The following is a 17,838-nucleotide window of genomic DNA, read 5'->3' on the forward strand; positions in this document are numbered from 1 at the left end:
TAATTGGCTGCCGGGGTCGCTTCTCAGTGCCTATTGGCCGGTGACGATCTTGGTCCAGGTGCGCGTGATGACGCGCTGTGTCTTGGGATCGTATGGCTGCACGGTATAAAGCTTCTTGGTCGTCTCCTCGTCCGGGTAGACCGAGGTGTCTTCAAGCAGGGCCTTGTCGACGAACTGCTGCGAGGCCTTGTTGCCGTTGGCGTAGAGCACGTAGTTCGACGACTTGGCGATGACTTCCGGCGTCATCATGTAGTTGATGAACTCGAGCGCCTCGGCGACATGCGGCGCATCGGCCGGAATCGCCATCTGATCGAACCACATCTGGGCGCCTTCCTTCGGCACCGAATAGCCGATCTCGACGCCCTGCTTGGCTTCCTCGGCGCGGTTGCGCGCCTGGAACACGTCGCCCGACCAGCCGACCGCCAGGCAGATGTCGCCATTGGCCAAAGCGTTGATGTATTCGGACGAATGGAACTTGCGGATATAGGGTCGAACCTTCAGCAGCGCTTCCTCGGCCTTGGCGATGTCGTCAGGCGAAGTGCTGTTCGGGTCGAGGCCGAGATATTTCAGCGCCGCCGGAATGATGTCGGCAGGCGAATCCAGCACATAGACGCCGCAGTCCTTCAGTTTGGCCAGGCTCTCCGGATTGAAGAACACGTCCCAACTGTCGACCTTGTCGGTGCCGAGCGCGGCCTGCACCTTCTTGACGTTGTAGCCGAGGCCGACCGTGCCCCACATGTAGTTGACCGAATACTCATTGCCCGGATCGTACTTGCCGGTGCGCTCGGTGATGACGTCCCACATGTTGGAGATGTTCGGCAGCTTCGACTTGTCGAGCTTCTGGAAGACGCCGGCCTGGATCTGACGCGCCAGGAAGTTGGCGCTGGGCACGACGACGTCGTAGCCGCTGCCGCCGGCGAGCAGTTTCGTCTCCAGGATCTCGTTGGAATCGAAGGTGTCGTAGACGACCTTGATGCCGGTTTTCTTGGTGAAGTCGTCGATGATCGAGCTGTCGATGTAGTCCGACCAGTTATAGACATTGACGACGCGATCGTCGGCATGGCCGCCTACGCTAAAGAGCGTCAGGAATGCCGAGGTCGCCGAAAGCAAAAGCGCTTTGCGGATCATGATGTTCTCCTTTGGTGAATGTTCCCCTGCCGGCTCGGCGCGATATGGGCGCGGGACGGCGTTTGGTTCGGATTGTTGAGCTTTCCGGAGGGCAATGAGCGCGACCCGCTGGAACCGCGCTGGATCGTTGAGTAGCGGTTCCGGCCCTTGCACCCCCTCCGGAAGGGTATCAGGGCGGCGTCAGCGGCGTTCGCCGCGGCGTAGTCAGAAATATGACGTTGCGGTCCGGCCCCGGTGAGGCCGGCAGAGACACTTGGCAAGATACGCCTGTCTTGTTGTTGCCGTAATCGCAGCCTGCCCGCCCGGCGACACGGTTGTCAATGGCAAACGCTTATGTAGCATCAATTAGGGGATGGCAGGCCTGTAATGCCCGGCCGCTCGGGCCGGGTCTGCCGCTTGAACTCGAATGCGATATGGACGAGCAGCGCCGTGACCACGACCGCGCCACCGATGATGGTGCGCACCGACGGCACCTCGGAATGGACGAGCCAGACCCAGATCGGGCCGAGGATCGGCTCGAAGGTGCCGAGCAGTGCCGCGATGGCCGCCGGCACCAGCCGCGCGCCCATGGCGAAAAAGGCAAGGCCAACGCCGAGATTGATCACGCCGAGGGCGAAGAGAAAGCTCATATCGCGCGCGGAGACGACGAATTCCGTGGCCTGCGAGGCGGCAAAGGCACCGGCCAGCAGCGCGCCGAGGCACGTGGCCGGAACCATGCGCACATGGGCGAAGCGCCGGGTGATCACGGTCGCGAACGAAAACATCACCGCGATCAGCAGCGCCAGCCCGTCGCCGATCGGCGAGACGGCGCCGCCCAAAGATTCCGAGACCATGATGGCGACGCCGGTGATGACGGCGGCAATTGCCGCCCAGGTCCCCGGGCTCACACGTTCGCGAAACAGCACCCAGGCGAGCAAGGCCGCCAGAAGCGGCACGCCTGCCTGCATCAACAAGATGTTCGCGACCGTCGTGTAGGCGAGCGCGACGATGAAGCTCGTCGAAGCGGTAGCGAAGCAGAAGGCGACGCCAAGCCCGGGCAGCCCCATGTCGCGGAACAGTTTCGAGGTGCCGCGCCAGCCGTCGCGCCAGACCATGAAGGCGACGAGGAAGGCCACCGCCCAGAGCGAGCGCCAGAACACCACTGTCCAGCTGTCGCCGACATGGATGAAGCGGGCGATGGTGCCGCCAAAACTCCACATCAGCGCCGACAGGAAGACCAGCAGCATGCCGATCCGCTCCTCGCGCGGCGAGACGGCAGGCAAGGCAATGCGGGGCGAAGCGGTATCGGACATGGGCACGACTGTCAGCGAGTTGCAGGCGGTACGATCCACCACGGACGACAACTCCATGTCCCAATCGCGTAGCGCAAAGGCGAAAGCCACGCGTGATCCAGCATCCACTGAAATATGGGACAAAGTCGTCTGTGCCTCGCAGGACCGCTGAGGCTCGGCGGCAAGCATCATCCCTGGAAATCGAAAGCGCTGAGGCCCGTCACCATCTCATCGAGGCCGAGCGGCCGCGTCACCGGCGGCTCGGCGCGCGCCAGGCAGCCGACGCGCTCGCAGAGCCTGCAGGCCGGACCGACCGGCGTGGCGAAGGCCGTGCCGTGCGCGGTCTTGCCGGCGGCCGGCCCAGGCAGCGCCGCGCTGTAGACGATCTCGTCGCGAAAGCCGATGTCGCAGCCGAGCAGAAGCGCCGTGCGCCGCGGCCGCTCGGAGAAGGCGCCTTGCGGCCCTTCGAGCGTGCGGGCGATGCAGAGGAACTCGGCGCCGTCGGGCATTTCCACCGCCTCGACCAGGATCCGGCCGGGCTGCGAAAAGGCCGCATGTACAGGAAGCTTCGGACAAGCGCCGCCGAAACGGCTCTGCGGATAGCCGTGGCTGCCCGCCTTGCGGAAGCGGTTGCCGGCATTGTCGACCTCCAGCATGAAGAACGGCACGCCCGCCGCGCCCGGCCGCTGCAGCATGGTCAGGCGGTTTGCCGCCTGTTCGAAGGACACGCCGAAACGCGAGCGCAGAACGTCGATATCGTAGCGGGCACGGACGGCCGCCGCGTGAAAGGCCTGATAGGGCATCATCAGGGCGTGCGCGGCATAGCGGCCGAGCTCGAAGCGGGCGAGCCGGCGCGCCTCGTCGGTCGCCAGCTTCAACGCCTGGATCTCAGCGGCCACGGCGACGGTCATGCGCATCAGGCTCGCCTCCATGGCGACCTCGCGCAACTGGTCGAAGGGAGAGAGCCGCTCGGACAGGAACAGGCGTTGCGAATGGCGGTCATAGCGCCTGCGCCAGTTCGGCATGGTGGCGACCGGCAGCACCTTGACCACGATGCCGTGCTCGCGCCTCAGCCAAGCTTTCAGCACCCCGAACAGGTCGTCTCCAGGATCGAGCAGCGAAATGAAGGCTTCCGCTTCCTCCTCCAGCGCGGCGAAATGGTTCGGCCGACGCTCGAAGGTCTCGTGCACTTCATCGACAGGCAGCCGCGTGCCGGACAATGCGGTCGCCCTGCCTTCGCGCGCCAGAAGCTCATTGAGATCCGATAGCCGCTCGGCCTGCTCGCGATAGGCGCGAAACAGCTTAACCATGGCCGTGGAGGCGTTCGGCGCGATTTCGGCGAGATCGATCAGTTCCTGGTCCCCCGGCAATTCGCCGGCCAGCAGCGGATCGCCGAACACTTCCTTCAGCGCCGCGATCGACCCTTTGGTCTCGCCCTGCAGCTCGTGCGGGTCGATCTTGTAGACGGACGCCAGCTTGAGGATCAACTGAACCGTCAGCGGCCGCTGGTTGCGCTCGATGAGGTTGAGATAGGACGGCGAGATGGCCAGCCCTTCGGCCATCGCCGTCTGGGTCAGCCCCTTGGCATTGCGAAGCCGCCGGATGCGCGGCCCGGCAAAGATCTTCTGGTCGGCCAATCATCTATCCTTGACAAGAATTTACACGGAAGCGCGTGGTCGCCGCCCATCCGCCTTTTACAATCATGACAAATTTACAGCACCAGCCTGTCAAACACAACACAGTTTTTCTCTTATTTTTGGCAAGAACCCTTGGTTTTTCTGGCTCTTTTTGCGTCGCAGTGTAAATGCTGTCACACACCAGCGGCGCCGAAATGACTTCCGCGAAAGCGCCATCCGAAGAAGCAGAACCGATCTGGAGCAACCGATGACTGATTTTTACAACCTCGTCCCGTCCGCGCCGGAAGGCCGTTTCGACGGCATCGAACGGCCCTATTCACCCGAGGACGTGAAGCGGCTGCGCGGTTCGGTCCAGATTCGCCAAACGCTTGCCGAAATGGGTGCGAACCGGCTGTGGAAGCTCATCCACGAGGAAGACTTCGTCAACGCGCTCGGCGCCATGTCGGGCAACCAGGCCATGCAGCAGGTCAGGGCGGGCTTGAAGGCGATCTATCTGTCGGGCTGGCAGGTCGCGGCCGACGTCAACACAGCGTCCGCCATGTATCCGGACCAGTCGCTCTATCCGGCCAATGCAGCGCCGGAGCTGGTCAAGCGCATCAACCGCACGCTTCAGCGCGCCGACCAGATCGAAACGTCCGAGGGCAAGGGGCTGTCGGTCGACACCTGGTTCGCGCCGATCGTCGCCGATGCCGAGGCCGGCTTCGGCGGACCGCTCAATGCGTTCGAGATCATGAAGGCTTTCATCGAAGCCGGCGCCGCGGGCGTCCATTACGAGGACCAGCTGGCGTCGGAGAAGAAGTGCGGCCATCTCGGCGGCAAGGTTCTGATCCCGACTGCGGCGCATATCCGCAACCTCAACGCGGCGCGGCTTGCTGCCGACGTGATGGGCACGCCGACGCTGGTGGTGGCGCGGACCGACGCGGAGGCGGCCAAGCTGCTCACCTCCGATATCGACGAGCGCGACCGGCCCTTCGTCGACTACGATGCGGGCCGCACGGTCGAGGGCTTCTACCATGTGAGGAACGGCATCGAGCCCTGCATCGCGCGCGCCGTCGCTTACGCGCCGCATGCGGACCTGATCTGGTGCGAAACCTCCAAGCCAGATCTCGAGCAGGCGAAGAAGTTCGCCGAGGGCGTGCGCAAGCATCATCCGGGCAAGCTGCTGGCCTACAACTGCTCGCCGTCGTTCAACTGGAAGAAGAACCTGGACGACGCGACGATCGCGAAGTTCCAGAAGGAGCTCGGCGCCATGGGCTACAAGTTCCAGTTCATCACGCTGGCGGGGTTCCACCAGTTGAACTTCGGCATGTTCGAGTTGGCCCGCGGTTACAAGGACCGGCAGATGGCGGCCTATTCGGAACTGCAGGAAGCCGAATTCGCGGCGGAGGCCCACGGCTACACCGCGACCAAGCACCAGCGGGAGGTCGGTACCGGCTATTTCGATGCCGTGTCGATGGCGATCACCGGCGGCCAGTCTTCGACCACCGCCATGCATGAATCGACCGAGCACGCCCAGTTCAGGCCGGCCGCCGAGTGACGACAACTTAAGAGGAAACGCCCAGAGGGGCACTTTACGTCGAGGAGAAGAGCAATGGCATCGATAAGCCGCGTCAAGGAACGGGCCGAGGAGCAATCGAGCGCGATGAGCGTCGATCAACAGGCGACGATCCGCATGCTTGCCAACGACCTGCACAGGCTGAACCAGTCGGTGATGAAGGCAGTCGAGGCGGGTGTGTCCGTGGAGCTGGTGCGTTCGGCCAGGCACCATGGCGGGGACGGCAACTGGGGTGATCTTTTGATCCCGGTGATCGTCACGCAGCAAAACCACAGTTGACGTTACGTCAACAGTCACTTGCGAGTGTCTCCCGCGCGCTATACGTTCGGGAGACTTTCGGTTTTTTCGAATTCCGCTTGCGATAGCAGGGAGAACTTGCGCCCAATTTTAGCAATTCTTTCTATATTCTCATTTTCCACTATTTCTCCTTGACACCGCCGGCGATCTCGCGCCAATTGCGCTCAGGTTTCAACCCTGCATTGAACCAGAGCGCCCGCCAGACATGTGTCCCACCAACCGTGACGACCCTCAAAAACCAGTGAAACCGACGGACCGCGGCGCGGCAGCTCGGATGCCGGCGGATTTCTCCAAGGTGCTTGTGGTCGGCAAATCATCGATCAACCGGGTTGTCGTGTCGAAGATCGTGGAAAGATCCGGTCTGAAGCCGATTTCGGAGCCGCCCGAGACGGCCGAGAAGGCGCTGGCCAGCCAGATTCCTGGCGCGGTCATTCTCGATGGCGGCCCCGACGACAAGGATTGCGACAGGCTGCTGTCCGGCATCGACGCGCTGCGGCGCGCTTCCGGCAAGGCGCTGCCCTCCGTGATCCTGCTTTCAACCAGGAATGGCACTCCGGACAGCCTAGGCCTGTCGAGCGTGGTCGACGCCGTGGTTGCCAAGCCGATCACGCCTGAAAGGCTGCAACCAGTGATCGATCGCCTGGTCGGCCGCGGCTAGAGCGGTTCACCGTTTCACGGAAACGCCGAACCGCTCTATCTTTTTGTTTGCACGCGATTCCGGACGGAAGGCTACGGCGAAGTCGCCGAGCCCGACCGTTTCACACTTCTCCTGGAATTGTTTTAGGCTGGAGTAGCGTTCAGCCAGCTTTTGCGATCGCCTCGACCAGCCCCGGCAACTCGCCGAGATTTGCGATCTCGCGAAAACGCGGCGCCGCAACGGGCGCCTCGGCATGTTCGACCGCCCAGGTCAATTCGTGCGGCACATGGATGCCCCAGCCGCCGGCCTCGATGGCGGGAACCACATCGGACCTGAGAGAATTGCCAACCATCATGCTGTTCTGCGGACCGTCGCCATGGCGGTTGAAGATGCGGGCATAGGTGTCGGCGCTCTTGTCGCTGACGATCTCGACGGCATCGAAGAGATCGCCCATTCCCGACTGCGCAAGCTTACGCTCCTGGTCGAGAAGATCACCCTTGGTGATCAGCACCAGGCGATAGGCACCGGCGAGCCTTTCGACCGTCTCACGGGCATGCGGCAGCGGCTCGATCGGGTGACTGAGCATGTCCCGGCCCGCGGCCAGTATTTCCGCAATTGTCGAGGCTGGAACTCGACCTTCGGTAACCTCGATCGCCGTTTCTATCATCGACAGCGTGAAACTCTTTATGCCGAAGCCATAGAGGCCGAGATTGCGCCTTGCGGCTTCAAGCAAGCTTGCCGAGACTTGGCCTGCCTCGCCGTGTTCGGCAAGCATGGCGACAAAGCGCTGCTCGGTCATGCGGAAGAACTGCTCGTTCTGCCACAGCGTGTCGTCGGCATCGAAGCCGATCGTCGTCAAATGGGGGACGGACATAAGTGGACACCGTTCCTTGCAAGCGGGTGGTGTAGACGTTGTTGCACCGCGCCGCCAGTCTGAAGATGGTTACCCGCCCGAGGCCACTTAGTGCACGTCGCCCAAAGGTGCGCAGCGGTTTTGGGAGAGCTTAACGCGCGTCGCTCGAATCCGTTTCGACGCGACGCGCCTTGGCGGCCTCCCCTTCCCTTCCCCCGTGACGCCCGGCTATACTTCGAAATCCGCAACACAATCTGGTGAATGATGCCGCCTGAAAAAAAGGAAGTCCGTCCGTCGAGCCGGGGGGGACGCGCCCGCACGCCTGCCTTCCTGAAAAACGAACGCGGTGTGAAGAATTGGAAGGAAGCCAGCGCCTGGCTGGAATGGCGCGGCATCGAGGACATCGAATGCATCACGCCGGACCAGGCCGGCGTCGCCCGCGGCAAGATGATGCCGTCGAAGAAATTCACCTCCAACACTTCGCTGGCGCTGCCTTCGGCGGTGTTCATGACGACGATTTCCGGCGGCTACCCGGAAGACGGCAACGGCTTCCACTATCCGGAGGATGACGGCGACCTGAAGCTGCTTCCCGATCTGTCGACGCTGACCGTGGTGCCTTGGGAAGAGGATCCGACCGCGGCCGTGATCTGCGACCTCGTCCACCAGGATGGCCGGTCCGTCGAGTTCACGCCGCGCAACGTGCTGAAGCGCGTGCTGGCCGCCTATGACGACCGTGGCCTGAGGCCGGTGGTGGCGCCCGAGATCGAGTTCTACCTGGTGCGCAAGAACCCCGACCCGGACTATCCGCTGACGCCGCCCGTCGGGCGCTCGGGGCGGCCGATCGGCGGCGGCGCCGGCTACTCGATCGCCGGCGTCAACGAGTTCGACGAGCTGATCGACGACATCTATCATTTCTCCGAGCGCCAGGGCCTGGAGATCGACACGCTGATCCACGAGGAAGGCGCCGGCCAGCTCGAGATCAACCTGCGCCACGGCAACCCGATCGAGCTCGCCGACCAGGTGTTCATGTTCAAGCGCACGATCCGCGAGGCGGCGCTGAAGCATGAGATCTACGCCACCTTCATGGCCAAACCGATCCAGGGGCAGCCGGGCTCGGCCATGCACATTCACCAGTCGGTGGTCGACAAGAAGACCGGCAGGAACATCTTCTCGGCCGAGGACGGTTCCGAGACAGACGCATTCTTCCATTTCATCGGCGGCATGCAGAAGCATGTGCCGAACGCGCTGGTGATGTTCGCGCCTTACGTCAATTCCTACCGCCGGCTGACGCAGGCGGCCTCCGCGCCGGTCAACACCAAGTGGGGCTACGACAACCGCACGACGGCCTTCCGCGTGCCGCGATCCGACCCCGCGGCGCGGCGCGTCGAAAACCGCATCCCGTCGTCCGACGCCAACCCCTATCTGGCGCTCGCCGCCTCACTCGCCTGCGGGCTGATCGGCATGACGCACAAGGAAAAGGCTTCGGCGCCAGTGCTCACCACCGCCAACGAGGACGAGATCGACCTGCCGCGCAACCTTCTCGAGGCCGTCGACCTGTTCGAAAGCGACAAGGAACTCGGCGCCATCCTCGGAAAATCCTTCGCCGCAACTTACGCGGCGATCAAACGAGCGGAATTCGAGACCTTCATGGAAGTGATCAGCCCGTGGGAGCGGGAGTATCTGCTGCTGAATGTTTAGGGGGAATAGGGGAGTAGGGGAGTAGGGGAACGAATGGTTGAGAGAACAGGCTCCTACCAGGACCTGGTAGTCTGGCAGCAGGCCATGGATCTTGCCGTGGCAGTCTATGGCGCCACGAAGTCCTGGCCCAAGGAGGAACTCTATGGTTTGACCAGCCAGGTACGGCGCTCTGCCAGTTCCATACCGGCGAACACAGCTGAGGGTTATGGCAGAGAGATTCGAGGCTCCTATCAGCAATTTCTCCGTATCGCTCAAGGCTCATTGAAGGAGCTGGAAACTCAAATTCTGATTGCCGAGCGTACCGGCATCGCGACGAAAGCGGCGGCGGTTTCATTGCTGGAGGGCACCGAAAGTGTGGGAAAGCTTCTTCGGCTCCTGATCCGCAAGCTCTCGACCGACTAGCCCTACTCCCCTACTCCCCTACTCCCCTACTCCCCATGCCGTACCAATCTCCCATTTCCCCCGGCCGTTCCTGGTACGAAGACACAGCGGGACCGCGCCCCGAATATCCGGCTCTGGACGGCGACCGGACCTGCGACGTCGTCATCATCGGCGGCGGCTTCACCGGTCTTTCGGCGGCGGCACATCTGGCCAAGGCCGGCACGAATGTTGCGCTGATCGATGCGTACCGTTTCGGCGACGGCGCGTCGGGACGCAATGGCGGTCAGCTCGGCACCGGCCAGCGCGCCTGGGCAGAAGAACTTGAAGCCGAATACGGCCTCTCGCGCGCCAAGGCGCTGTTCGATCTCGCGGAAGAAGCCAAGGCGCATCTGCTGGATTTCGCCGCCGCCAACGAAATCGAGATCGACTACATGCCGGGCCAATTGTCGGTTGCGCACAAGCGACGCTATGTCGACGACTACAAGCGCCATGCCGAGATCATGGCGAGCCGCTTCGGCTATCCGCACATCGCCTTCATGGACGCCGGCGAGACGGCGGAACGGCTGGGCTCGACGCGCTATTTCGGCGGCACCCGCGACACCGGCACCGGGCATATCCACCCGCTGAAGCTGGTGATCGGCACGGCAAGGGTGGCCGCCGCGGCCGGCGCGCACCTGTTCGAGCGGACGCCCTCGACCGGCATCGCCTGCAGCGGCGGCAAGGTGAAGGTGACGACGCCGAAGGGCACGATATCGGCCGAGAAATGCCTGATCGCGGTCAATGCCTATGGCGGCAATCTGGAGCCTGTGAGCGCGTCGCACATCATGCCGATCGGCTCCTTCATCGGCGCGACCGTACCGCTCGGAACACAATCCAAGGTGCTGCCGGGCGGCGAGTCGGTGGACGACTCCCGCTTCGTCGTGCGCTACTTCCGCAAGTCGAGGGACGGGCGGCTTTTGTTCGGCGGCCGCGAAGTCTATGCCGTCAACGATCCAAAGGACATCCATATCCACATCCGCCGGCAGATCGCCGAGCTCTACCCAGCGCTGAAGGACGTCGAGATCACGCATGGCTGGGGCGGCTATGTCGGCATCACCATGCCGAGGAAACCCTTCGTGCGCGAGGTGATGCCGAACGTGATCTCGATGGGCGGTTATTCCGGCCATGGCGTCATGCTGGCCAACTTCTTCGGCAAGCTCTATGCCGAGACGATCGCCGGCAATCGCGATCGGCTGAAGCTTATCGAGGATCTGAAGATTCCCGCCTTCCCGGGCGGTCGTCGTTTCCGCGCGCCGCTTCTGTTTCTGGCGCTCAACTGGTTCGCGCTGCGCGACAGGATCTGAAGCGGGACCCCCGCAGAAGCTGTTGATTCGACAAGTCCGCTTCCCTTGCGGCACGTTGCAGAATCCTTAACGAACGCGCAGAATTTCGCAAAAAGGCGCAGTGATGCCATAATCGGCGGTAAAGGATGCCGGTTCTGGGCGATAAAACGGGGATTTGCGCGGGCCTGCCCGCTGAAATTTCGGGACCGATGCCGTTCAGCCGCGAACTTCTTGCGGCAAGACCGAAAGAACGTCGGCCCGGTTGTTGGAGGTGGTCTAAGTGAACGTGCCCTTCAGTTTCGGTGCACCGGAACGACGGCGCTTTGCAGTGCAGTTCGGTTACGACATGCAGCCCTCGTTCTGGCAGGGTCTGCGGTCGAACGCGCATCTTGTGATAGCGGCTGTCGGTACCGCAGCGCTGCTCGGTGTGGCGGCGATAGCGCTTTGGCTGGCCCTGCCGGCCAACGAGCGGCAGGCGAGCGCGGAGCAAAGCGTGCCTGCAATCCCGGTCAAGACGACGAAAATCGCGCCAGCCGCCGCAAGCGCAGTCAGCGTCGCCGCCGCGCCGCAAGCCGCGCGCAAGGCGGACGCGGTTTCGCCGGTCACCGCCGCTCGCGAAGCGGCCATCCCGGCGCTGGCAGCCAACAGCCCGCGCTGGACCGGCGCGGGAGCCGAGCCAGCATCGGCCGGGGCCGCGCCTGCTTCACCCACTCCGGCTGCCAAGCCGCCGGCCGAGCAGAAGCCGACCGTTGCCGCCTTCGCCGATTCCGTTGCCGAGACCGATGCCTCAACGGCCCTGTCCAAAGTTGCGGCGGCTGAGCAATCGGTGGATGAAAAGAAGCCGGACGACAAGATGGATGGCGCCCAGACCGCGGCGATCCCCGACGCAAAGCCACAGGTTCCCGAGGCTCAGCCGGCCGGCGACGAAAATGACGCCGCGGCAAAGCCAAACGAGCAGAATGTCAGCGCTGCAGCCAATGGACGCATCCTCAAGGCAGTCACCATGCGCACCGGCCCGAAGAAAGGCGCCGCCGCAATCGTCACGGTGCCAGCAAAGACATCGGTGCAGGTGGTGAGTTGCAAGAAATGGTGCGAGATCGTCTATAACGGCAAGCGCGGCTGGATCTACAAGACCTACGTCAAGACCGGCGCGTGATCCGCCTTCAAAGCGTCTGTTTTTGGCGATCCCGGACGAGGGCCGTTGCGGGCTTTTCCTGGAATTGCTCCGGCTGAAGCCGGCCGGAACGCCAAAGTCCTGTCGCGCCGGGGCGGCTCAGATGCAGCGCCCACCATCGACTTCCAGCGCCACGCCGGTGATGAAGGCGGCTTCGTCCGAAGCAAGCCAGAGTGCCGCGTTGGCGATGTCGAGCGGCGTCGAGAGCCGGCCGAGCGGGATCGAGGCGCGGAATTTTTCGCGGATCTCCGGCGTATCGGCGCCCATGAACTTCTCCAGCATGCCGGTCTCGCCGGCGACCGGGCAGAGGCAATTGACGCGGATGTTCTTCGGGGCGAGCTCGACCGCCATCGACTTGGTGGCGGTGATCGCCCAGCCCTTGGAGGCATTGTACCAGGTGAGGCCCGGCCGCGGCCTGATGCCGGCTGTCGAGGCCGTGGTCAGAATGACGCCGCCGCCCTGCCGATCCATGATCGGCACGACGGCAAGGGCGGCATGGTAGATCGCCTTCATGTTGACGGCGGTGATCAGGTCGAAGGTTTCCTCGTCGACGCCGAGCATGTCGCCGTTGCGATGGGTGTAGCCGGCGTTGTTGACCATGATGTCGACGCGGCCGAAAGCGCTCTTGGCGGCATAGACCATCTCGTCGAATTCGGAGCGCAGCGAGACGTCGGTCTGGGTCCAGATCGCACTGTCGCCGATTTCTTCCGCGACGCGCTCGGCGCCCTTGGCGTTGAGATCGGCGACGACGACGCGCGCGCCCTCCTCGGCGAAGCGCTTCGCCATGCCCTTGCCGAAGCCCGACGCCGCGCCGGTGATGATGGCAACCTTGTTTTCCAGACGCATGGTTTTCCCCATCATTGCAGTCATCCCGTCTTGAGGGTGTCCGCCGCCATTCTCCCTTAGCTTTCGTCACATTCACGTTCTATGTTGCAGGCGCGAACGCTTCCGGAAAGCCATTGTGCCGACAAGCCTGCCGGTAGCGCCAGTGTCAAGGCAACATGTGGGCCCAATCAATGGCAAGCGATTGGTCCTAGATGTGACACCATGGCACTGGACGATTTAAATCGATTAGAATATATCAGCCCCGCTACCGGCGACCGGCATCAAATCGGACTGACCATGACCAGCCAGATCATCCCCGTCGACCCTTTCGACTTCATCATTTTCGGCGGCACCGGCGACCTGTCGGAACGCAAGCTTCTGCCTTCGCTCTACTATCGCCAGTGCGACCATCAGTTCTCCGAGCCGACGCGCATCATCGGCACGTCACGCGCGAAGATGACCGATGCCGAATTCCAGACCTTCGCCAAGCAGGCGATATCGCGGCATGTGAAGCCGGCCGATATCGACGCCAAGGAGCTGGATCGGTTTCTTGCTCGCCTTTCCTACGTTTCGGCCGATGCGACCAGCGGCGTCGGTTTCGACAAGCTCAAGAAGGCCGTCGGCGACAGCGACCGCATCCGCGCCTTTTACCTCGCGGTGGCGCCGGCGCTGTTCGGCGACATCTCGCACCAGCTCCAAGAGCATAAGCTGATCACGCCGAACTCGCGCATCGTGCTGGAGAAGCCGATCGGGCGGGACCTCATCTCGGCGCGGGCGCTCAACGACGCGGTGGGCGACGATTTCCACGAAAGCCAGATCTTCCGCATTGATCACTATCTCGGCAAGGAAACGGTGCAGAACCTGATGGCGCTGCGCTTTGCCAATGCGCTCTACGAGCCGTTGTGGAACTCCGCCCATATCGATCACGTGCAGATCACCGTGGCCGAGACGGTCGGGCTGGAGGACCGCGTCACCTACTACGACAAGGCAGGCGCGCTGCGCGACATGGTGCAGAACCACATCCTGCAGCTGCTTTGCCTGGTCGCCATGGAAACGCCGTCGTCGATGGACGCGGACGCCGTGCGCGACGAGAAGCTGAAGGTGCTGAGGGCATTGAAGCGCATCAACGGCAACGAGGCGCCGAAGCAAACCGTGCGCGGCCAGTATCGCGCCGGCGCCTCCGCCGGCGGGCCTGTCAAAGGCTATGTCGAGGAGCTCGGCAAGGACAGCAACACCGAGACCTTCGTTGCCGTGAAGGCCGAAATCGGCAACTGGCGCTGGGCCGGCGTTCCCTTCTATCTCAGGACCGGCAAGCGTCTGGCGACCCGCGTTTCGGAAATCGTCATCGAGTTCAAGCCGATCCCTTATTCCATCTTCGGCGACAGCGCCGGGCCGATCTTCCCCAACCAGTTGGTCATCCGCCTGCAGCCGGACGAAGGCGTCAAGCAGTATATCATGATCAAGGATCCGGGGCCTGGCGGCATGCGGCTGCGCCAGATATCGCTCGACATGAGTTTCGCACAGTCGTTCCAGGGCCGGGCGCCGGACGCCTATGAGCGGCTGATCATGGATGTGGTGCGCGGCAACCAGACGTTGTTCATGCGCCGCGACGAGGTCGAGGCGGCCTGGAAGTGGATCGACCCGATCCAGAACGCCTGGGAAAGCGCCCGGCAGGAAGCGCAGGGCTATACGGCCGGCACCTGGGGGCCATCGGCCTCCATCGCGCTGATCGAACGTGACGGACGGACATGGCACGAGAGCAACTGAGCCAGCCTGCCTATAACTGGGACGGCTTCGCCGACCGGCAGCAGCTGGCGGCCGCCCTCGCCGGCAACGTCGCCGCCCGGTTGACCAAAGCGATTGCCGAGCGCGGCACGGCGCTGCTCGCCGTGTCCGGCGGCACGACGCCGGCAAGGTTCCTCGCCGCCCTCTCCTCGATCCCGATCGCCTGGGACAAGGTCACGGTGACGCTGGTCGACGAGCGTTTCGTGCCGCCCTCCTCGCCGCGCTCGAATGCCGGGCTGGTGGCTGCCAACCTGCTCCAGAACAACGCCGCGGCCGCGCATTTCGTGCCGCTCTACCATGAAGCGGCGAGCATTGAGGACGCAGCCGCCTCGGACAGCGAGGCCCTGCAATCATTGGCATGGCCGCTCGACGTCGTGGTGCTCGGCATGGGCGGCGACGGCCACACGGCCTCCTTCTTTCCCGATGCTGGCAATCTCGCTGAATTGCTCGACCCGTCGTCGCAGCGGATCGTGCTGCCGGTGAACGCACCGAGCGCAGGCGAGCCGCGGCTGACGCTTTCGATGGCGCGGATCGTTGCCGCCGGCTTCATCGCGCTCCACATCGAGGGAGTGGACAAGCGAACCGCCTTCGATGGCGCGATGGGAGTAGGCGTGAAAAAGCCTATCCGCAAAGTGATCGAGGCGGCGCCAATACCGGTAGAGGTGTTCTGGGCACCCTGATTTCACGAAGAAGCAGCCCCGGAGGCTGTGGGAGGACGTTTTCCGGGGCTCGAAAGGACCAGCCATGACAGCCAGACGCGATATCGAAGCCATCACGGAACGCATCCGCCAACGCTCGAAAGCCGGCCGCGAGGCCTATCTCGGCCGGATCGCGGAGGCATCCGGCCGCGCCGCCAACCGGGCGGTGCTGTCCTGCGGCAACCTCGCCCACGGTTTTGCCGTCTGCAGCCCGTCGGAGAAAGTCGCGCTCGGCGGCGACCGCGTGCCCAACCTCGGCATCATCACCTCCTACAACGACATGCTGTCGGCGCATCAGCCCTTCGAGACCTTTCCGGCGCTGATCAAGGAAGCGGCGCGCGAGGCCGGCGGCATCGCCCAGGTGGCGGGCGGCGTGCCGGCGATGTGCGACGGCGTCACGCAAGGCCAGCCGGGCATGGAACTGTCGCTGTTCTCGCGCGACGTGATCGCCATGGCGGCGGCGATCGGCCTCTCGCACAACATGTTCGATGCCGCCGTCTTCCTCGGCGTCTGCGACAAGATCGTGCCGGGGCTGGTGATCGCGGCGCTCACCTTCGGCCATCTGCCGGCCGTCTTCATCCCGGCCGGACCGATGACGTCGGGCCTGCCGAACGACGAGAAGGCCAAGGTCCGCCAGCTCTATGCAGAGGGCAAGGCAGGCCGCGCCGAACTGCTCGAGGCGGAGTCCAAATCCTATCACGGGCCGGGCACCTGCACCTTCTACGGCACCGCCAATTCCAACCAGATGCTGATGGAGATCATGGGCCTGCACATGCCCGGCGCCTCCTTCGTCAATCCGGGCACGCCGCTGCGGGACGCGCTGACCAAGGAGGCGGCGAAGCGCGCACTGGCGATCACCGCGCTCGGCAATGCCTACACGCCGGTCGGTCGCATGATCGACGAGCGCTCGATCGTCAACGGCGTGGTCGGCCTGCACGCGACCGGCGGCTCGACCAACCACACCATCCACCTCATCGCCATGGCCGCCGCTGCCGGCATCGCGCTGACCTGGCAGGACATTTCCGACCTGTCAGAGGCCGTGCCGCTGCTCGCACGCGTCTATCCCAATGGACTTGCCGACGTGAACCATTTCCACGCCGCGGGCGGGCTCGGCTTCCTGATCCGCGAGCTGCTCGATGAAGGCATCCTGCACGAGGACGTTCAGACGGTCTGGGGCGAAGGCTTGCGGCCCTATGCGGTCGAGGCGAAGCTCGGCGCCGACGGCAGCGTGCTGCGCGAGGCGGCGCCGCTCAAGAGCGGCGACGAGAAGGTGCTGGCGCCGTTCAAGAAGGCATTCCAGCCGACCGGCGGACTGAAGGTGCTTGCCGGCAATCTCGGTCATGCCGTCATCAAGACCTCGGCCGTCAAGCCCGAGCGCCGCGTCATCGAGGCGCCGGCCAAGGTGTTCGACAGTCAGCAGGGGCTGAACGACGCCTTCAAGGCCGGCACGCTTACAGGCGATTTCATCGCCGTCATCCGCTTCCAGGGGCCGAAGGCCAACGGCATGCCGGAGCTGCACAAGCTGACCACCGTGCTCGGCGTCCTGCAGGACCGCGGCCAGCACGTCGCACTGGTGACGGACGGGCGCATGTCGGGCGCCTCCGGCAAGGTGCCGGCGGCGATCCATGTGACGCCGGAAGCGGTCGAGGACGGACCGATCGCCAGGATCCATGACGGCGACATCATACGGCTCGACGCCGATGCCGGCACGCTGGAAGTGCTGGTGCCGGGAACGGAATTCGCGCTGCGCCGCACGGCCGATGCCGACCTCATCGGCAACGAATTCGGCTTCGGCCGCGAGCTGTTCGCCGGCTTCCGGCAGCTGGTCGGCCGTGCCGACCACGGCGCCGCCGCCTTCGCAAACGCCTGACGCTAAGCATTGATTTCGGGCTACCAGCCAAGCCAACGTGCCGCCATGGAGAGGGCTTGTGCGAGCAGAGCGACGGAGATAGCGACGAGCACAATAACGACCATCTGGCGTTTTTCGGCTATCCGTGCCTCTCTCTGGGCTTTCTCCAGATAGCGACGCTGCGCAGGGCCTAGCGTAGCCAGGCGAAACTTGTGCGCGTGTTGCGCAATCAGCTTCGCCATTGCCTCCTGCTCGGCCGCATATGCCGCTTCTTCGGCCGCCCGCGCTGTTTCTTCGGCCGCGCGGGCCGTCAGCCATCGTTCAGCGCGCAGATCGAGCAGTTCCTGGGCATAGAGTTTTCTCGAATGCTCTGACGCTGAGAGCGATTTGGAGCCCAGCCACGCTTTGAACCGATCAGGTCTGATTCGGACTTTCTGGTAGTCGGACCGGCGCGCTCTTGACCACTGCGCCTGCGATGCTTCGAACAACACGCGCCATTCTTCCCACGTGGCCGGCAGATCGTCAGCGTCGGAGAGCATGCGGATATGAGGATAGTCTTTAGCCGTGTAGACCGGAACTGCCGTCAGCCTTTTCATAGCGATCGCCCCTCAAGGGCAGAGATTAGTTTGTTTTAGTGACGCTGCAATCGACAGAGTTGCGAACGGCCCATCCGCGTCCGGCGACACAAAAAAGGGCGGCTCGGAGCCGCCCTTTCGTTGTTCGCGGAC

Annotated in this window: 16 protein-coding genes; 10 read left to right on the plus strand and 6 right to left on the minus strand. The window is 63.7% G+C overall.

Going from position 1 to position 17,838, the window contains the following annotated elements; genetic code table 11:
* Positions 1-30: 30 nt before the first annotated feature.
* From QAZ47_RS30615 to QAZ47_RS30625, 3 genes are all read right to left on the minus strand, one after another.
* A complete protein-coding gene (locus QAZ47_RS30615; RefSeq protein WP_278231871.1) occupies positions 31-1,128 on the minus strand; it encodes a polyamine ABC transporter substrate-binding protein in 1,098 nt (365 codons plus the stop codon).
* Positions 1,129-1,469: 341 nt separating this feature from the next.
* Positions 1,470-2,420 carry a DMT family transporter gene (locus tag QAZ47_RS30620; protein WP_278233912.1) on the minus strand — a complete coding sequence of 317 codons (951 nt, stop codon included), beginning with the start codon at positions 2,418-2,420 and terminating at the stop codon, positions 1,470-1,472.
* Between the two features lie 167 nt (positions 2,421-2,587).
* On the minus strand, positions 2,588-4,036 hold the full coding sequence (locus tag QAZ47_RS30625) for a helix-turn-helix domain-containing protein (RefSeq protein WP_278231872.1): 1,449 nt from the start codon (positions 4,034-4,036) through the stop codon (positions 2,588-2,590).
* A gap of 247 nt (positions 4,037-4,283) precedes the next feature.
* Here QAZ47_RS30625 and aceA point away from each other — a divergent pair, with 247 nt between their 5' ends.
* The 3 genes from aceA to QAZ47_RS30640 all read left to right on the plus strand — a co-directional run bounded on the left by aceA (position 4,284) and on the right by QAZ47_RS30640 (position 6,546).
* A complete protein-coding gene (aceA, locus tag QAZ47_RS30630; protein WP_278231873.1) occupies positions 4,284-5,573 on the plus strand; it encodes an isocitrate lyase in 1,290 nt (429 codons plus the stop codon).
* A gap of 54 nt (positions 5,574-5,627) precedes the next feature.
* Positions 5,628-5,870: a hypothetical protein gene (locus QAZ47_RS30635; protein WP_126085800.1), complete on the plus strand. Its 243-nt coding sequence runs from the start codon at positions 5,628-5,630 to the stop codon at positions 5,868-5,870.
* A gap of 292 nt (positions 5,871-6,162) precedes the next feature.
* Positions 6,163-6,546 carry a response regulator gene (locus QAZ47_RS30640; protein ID WP_278207993.1) on the plus strand — a complete coding sequence of 128 codons (384 nt, stop codon included), beginning with the start codon at positions 6,163-6,165 and terminating at the stop codon, positions 6,544-6,546.
* Positions 6,547-6,685: 139 nt separating this feature from the next.
* On the opposite strand, the gene QAZ47_RS30645 is transcribed toward QAZ47_RS30640, so the two are convergent.
* Entirely contained in the window at positions 6,686-7,399 is a 714-nt protein-coding gene (locus QAZ47_RS30645) for an HAD family hydrolase (RefSeq protein WP_278231874.1), read from the minus strand.
* Positions 7,400-7,642: 243 nt separating this feature from the next.
* Between QAZ47_RS30645 and QAZ47_RS30650 the strand changes: the two genes are divergently transcribed.
* The 4 genes from QAZ47_RS30650 to QAZ47_RS30665 all read left to right on the plus strand — a co-directional run bounded on the left by QAZ47_RS30650 (position 7,643) and on the right by QAZ47_RS30665 (position 11,935).
* A complete protein-coding gene (locus tag QAZ47_RS30650; RefSeq protein WP_278207994.1) occupies positions 7,643-9,076 on the plus strand; it encodes a glutamine synthetase family protein in 1,434 nt (477 codons plus the stop codon).
* Between the two features lie 33 nt (positions 9,077-9,109).
* Positions 9,110-9,478 (plus strand): four helix bundle protein, encoded by a 369-nt coding sequence (locus QAZ47_RS30655; RefSeq protein WP_278231875.1) that lies wholly within the window; start codon positions 9,110-9,112, stop codon positions 9,476-9,478.
* Positions 9,479-9,513: 35 nt separating this feature from the next.
* Entirely contained in the window at positions 9,514-10,800 is a 1,287-nt protein-coding gene (locus QAZ47_RS30660; RefSeq protein ID WP_278231876.1) for an FAD-binding oxidoreductase, read from the plus strand.
* A gap of 259 nt (positions 10,801-11,059) precedes the next feature.
* Positions 11,060-11,935 (plus strand): SH3 domain-containing protein, encoded by an 876-nt coding sequence (locus QAZ47_RS30665; protein WP_278204668.1) that lies wholly within the window; start codon positions 11,060-11,062, stop codon positions 11,933-11,935.
* 117 nt (positions 11,936-12,052) lie between these two features.
* On the opposite strand, the gene QAZ47_RS30670 is transcribed toward QAZ47_RS30665, so the two are convergent.
* Positions 12,053-12,799 carry an SDR family oxidoreductase gene (locus QAZ47_RS30670; RefSeq protein WP_278204669.1) on the minus strand — a complete coding sequence of 249 codons (747 nt, stop codon included), beginning with the start codon at positions 12,797-12,799 and terminating at the stop codon, positions 12,053-12,055.
* A 276-nt stretch (positions 12,800-13,075) separates the two neighbouring features.
* Between QAZ47_RS30670 and zwf the strand changes: the two genes are divergently transcribed.
* From zwf to edd, 3 genes are all read left to right on the plus strand, one after another.
* Positions 13,076-14,545 carry a glucose-6-phosphate dehydrogenase gene (gene zwf / locus QAZ47_RS30675; RefSeq protein ID WP_278075368.1) on the plus strand — a complete coding sequence of 490 codons (1,470 nt, stop codon included), beginning with the start codon at positions 13,076-13,078 and terminating at the stop codon, positions 14,543-14,545.
* Positions 14,527-15,243 (plus strand): 6-phosphogluconolactonase, encoded by a 717-nt coding sequence (pgl, locus tag QAZ47_RS30680; RefSeq protein ID WP_278231877.1) that lies wholly within the window; start codon positions 14,527-14,529, stop codon positions 15,241-15,243. Before zwf ends, pgl begins: the two co-directional genes overlap by 19 nt.
* A gap of 64 nt (positions 15,244-15,307) precedes the next feature.
* Complete coding sequence (edd, locus tag QAZ47_RS30685; protein ID WP_278231878.1) at positions 15,308-17,131, plus strand: phosphogluconate dehydratase; 1,824 nt, start codon at positions 15,308-15,310, stop codon at positions 17,129-17,131.
* A gap of 20 nt (positions 17,132-17,151) precedes the next feature.
* Here the strand turns inward: edd and QAZ47_RS30690 are convergent, their stop codons facing one another.
* Positions 17,152-17,706 (minus strand): hypothetical protein, encoded by a 555-nt coding sequence (locus tag QAZ47_RS30690; RefSeq protein WP_278231879.1) that lies wholly within the window; start codon positions 17,704-17,706, stop codon positions 17,152-17,154.
* Between the last annotated feature and the right edge of the window lie 132 nt (positions 17,707-17,838).

The organism is Mesorhizobium sp. WSM4904 (genome assembly GCF_029674545.1).
Classification (GTDB): domain Bacteria; phylum Pseudomonadota; class Alphaproteobacteria; order Rhizobiales; family Rhizobiaceae; genus Mesorhizobium.

Bases quoted from the DNA above. Each gene is read 5' to 3' on its own strand.
- QAZ47_RS30690 (WP_278231879.1), bottom strand. From the start codon at position 17,706: ATGAAAAGGCTGACGGCAGTTCCGGTCTACACGGCTAAAGACTATCCT.
- QAZ47_RS30660 (WP_278231876.1), top strand. From the start codon at position 9,514: ATGCCGTACCAATCTCCCATTTCCCCCGGCCGTTCCTGGTACGAAGAC.
- QAZ47_RS30650 (WP_278207994.1), top strand. From the start codon at position 7,643: ATGCCGCCTGAAAAAAAGGAAGTCCGTCCGTCGAGCCGGGGGGGACGC.
- aceA (WP_278231873.1), top strand. From the start codon at position 4,284: ATGACTGATTTTTACAACCTCGTCCCGTCCGCGCCGGAAGGCCGTTTC.
- pgl (WP_278231877.1), top strand. From the start codon at position 14,527: ATGGCACGAGAGCAACTGAGCCAGCCTGCCTATAACTGGGACGGCTTC.
- QAZ47_RS30615 (WP_278231871.1), bottom strand. From the start codon at position 1,128: ATGATCCGCAAAGCGCTTTTGCTTTCGGCGACCTCGGCATTCCTGACG.
- QAZ47_RS30645 (WP_278231874.1), bottom strand. From the start codon at position 7,399: ATGTCCGTCCCCCATTTGACGACGATCGGCTTCGATGCCGACGACACG.
- edd (WP_278231878.1), top strand. From the start codon at position 15,308: ATGACAGCCAGACGCGATATCGAAGCCATCACGGAACGCATCCGCCAA.
- QAZ47_RS30620 (WP_278233912.1), bottom strand. From the start codon at position 2,420: ATGTCCGATACCGCTTCGCCCCGCATTGCCTTGCCTGCCGTCTCGCCG.
- QAZ47_RS30655 (WP_278231875.1), top strand. From the start codon at position 9,110: ATGGTTGAGAGAACAGGCTCCTACCAGGACCTGGTAGTCTGGCAGCAG.
- QAZ47_RS30670 (WP_278204669.1), bottom strand. From the start codon at position 12,799: ATGCGTCTGGAAAACAAGGTTGCCATCATCACCGGCGCGGCGTCGGGC.
- QAZ47_RS30640 (WP_278207993.1), top strand. From the start codon at position 6,163: ATGCCGGCGGATTTCTCCAAGGTGCTTGTGGTCGGCAAATCATCGATC.
- QAZ47_RS30635 (WP_126085800.1), top strand. From the start codon at position 5,628: ATGGCATCGATAAGCCGCGTCAAGGAACGGGCCGAGGAGCAATCGAGC.
- zwf (WP_278075368.1), top strand. From the start codon at position 13,076: ATGACCAGCCAGATCATCCCCGTCGACCCTTTCGACTTCATCATTTTC.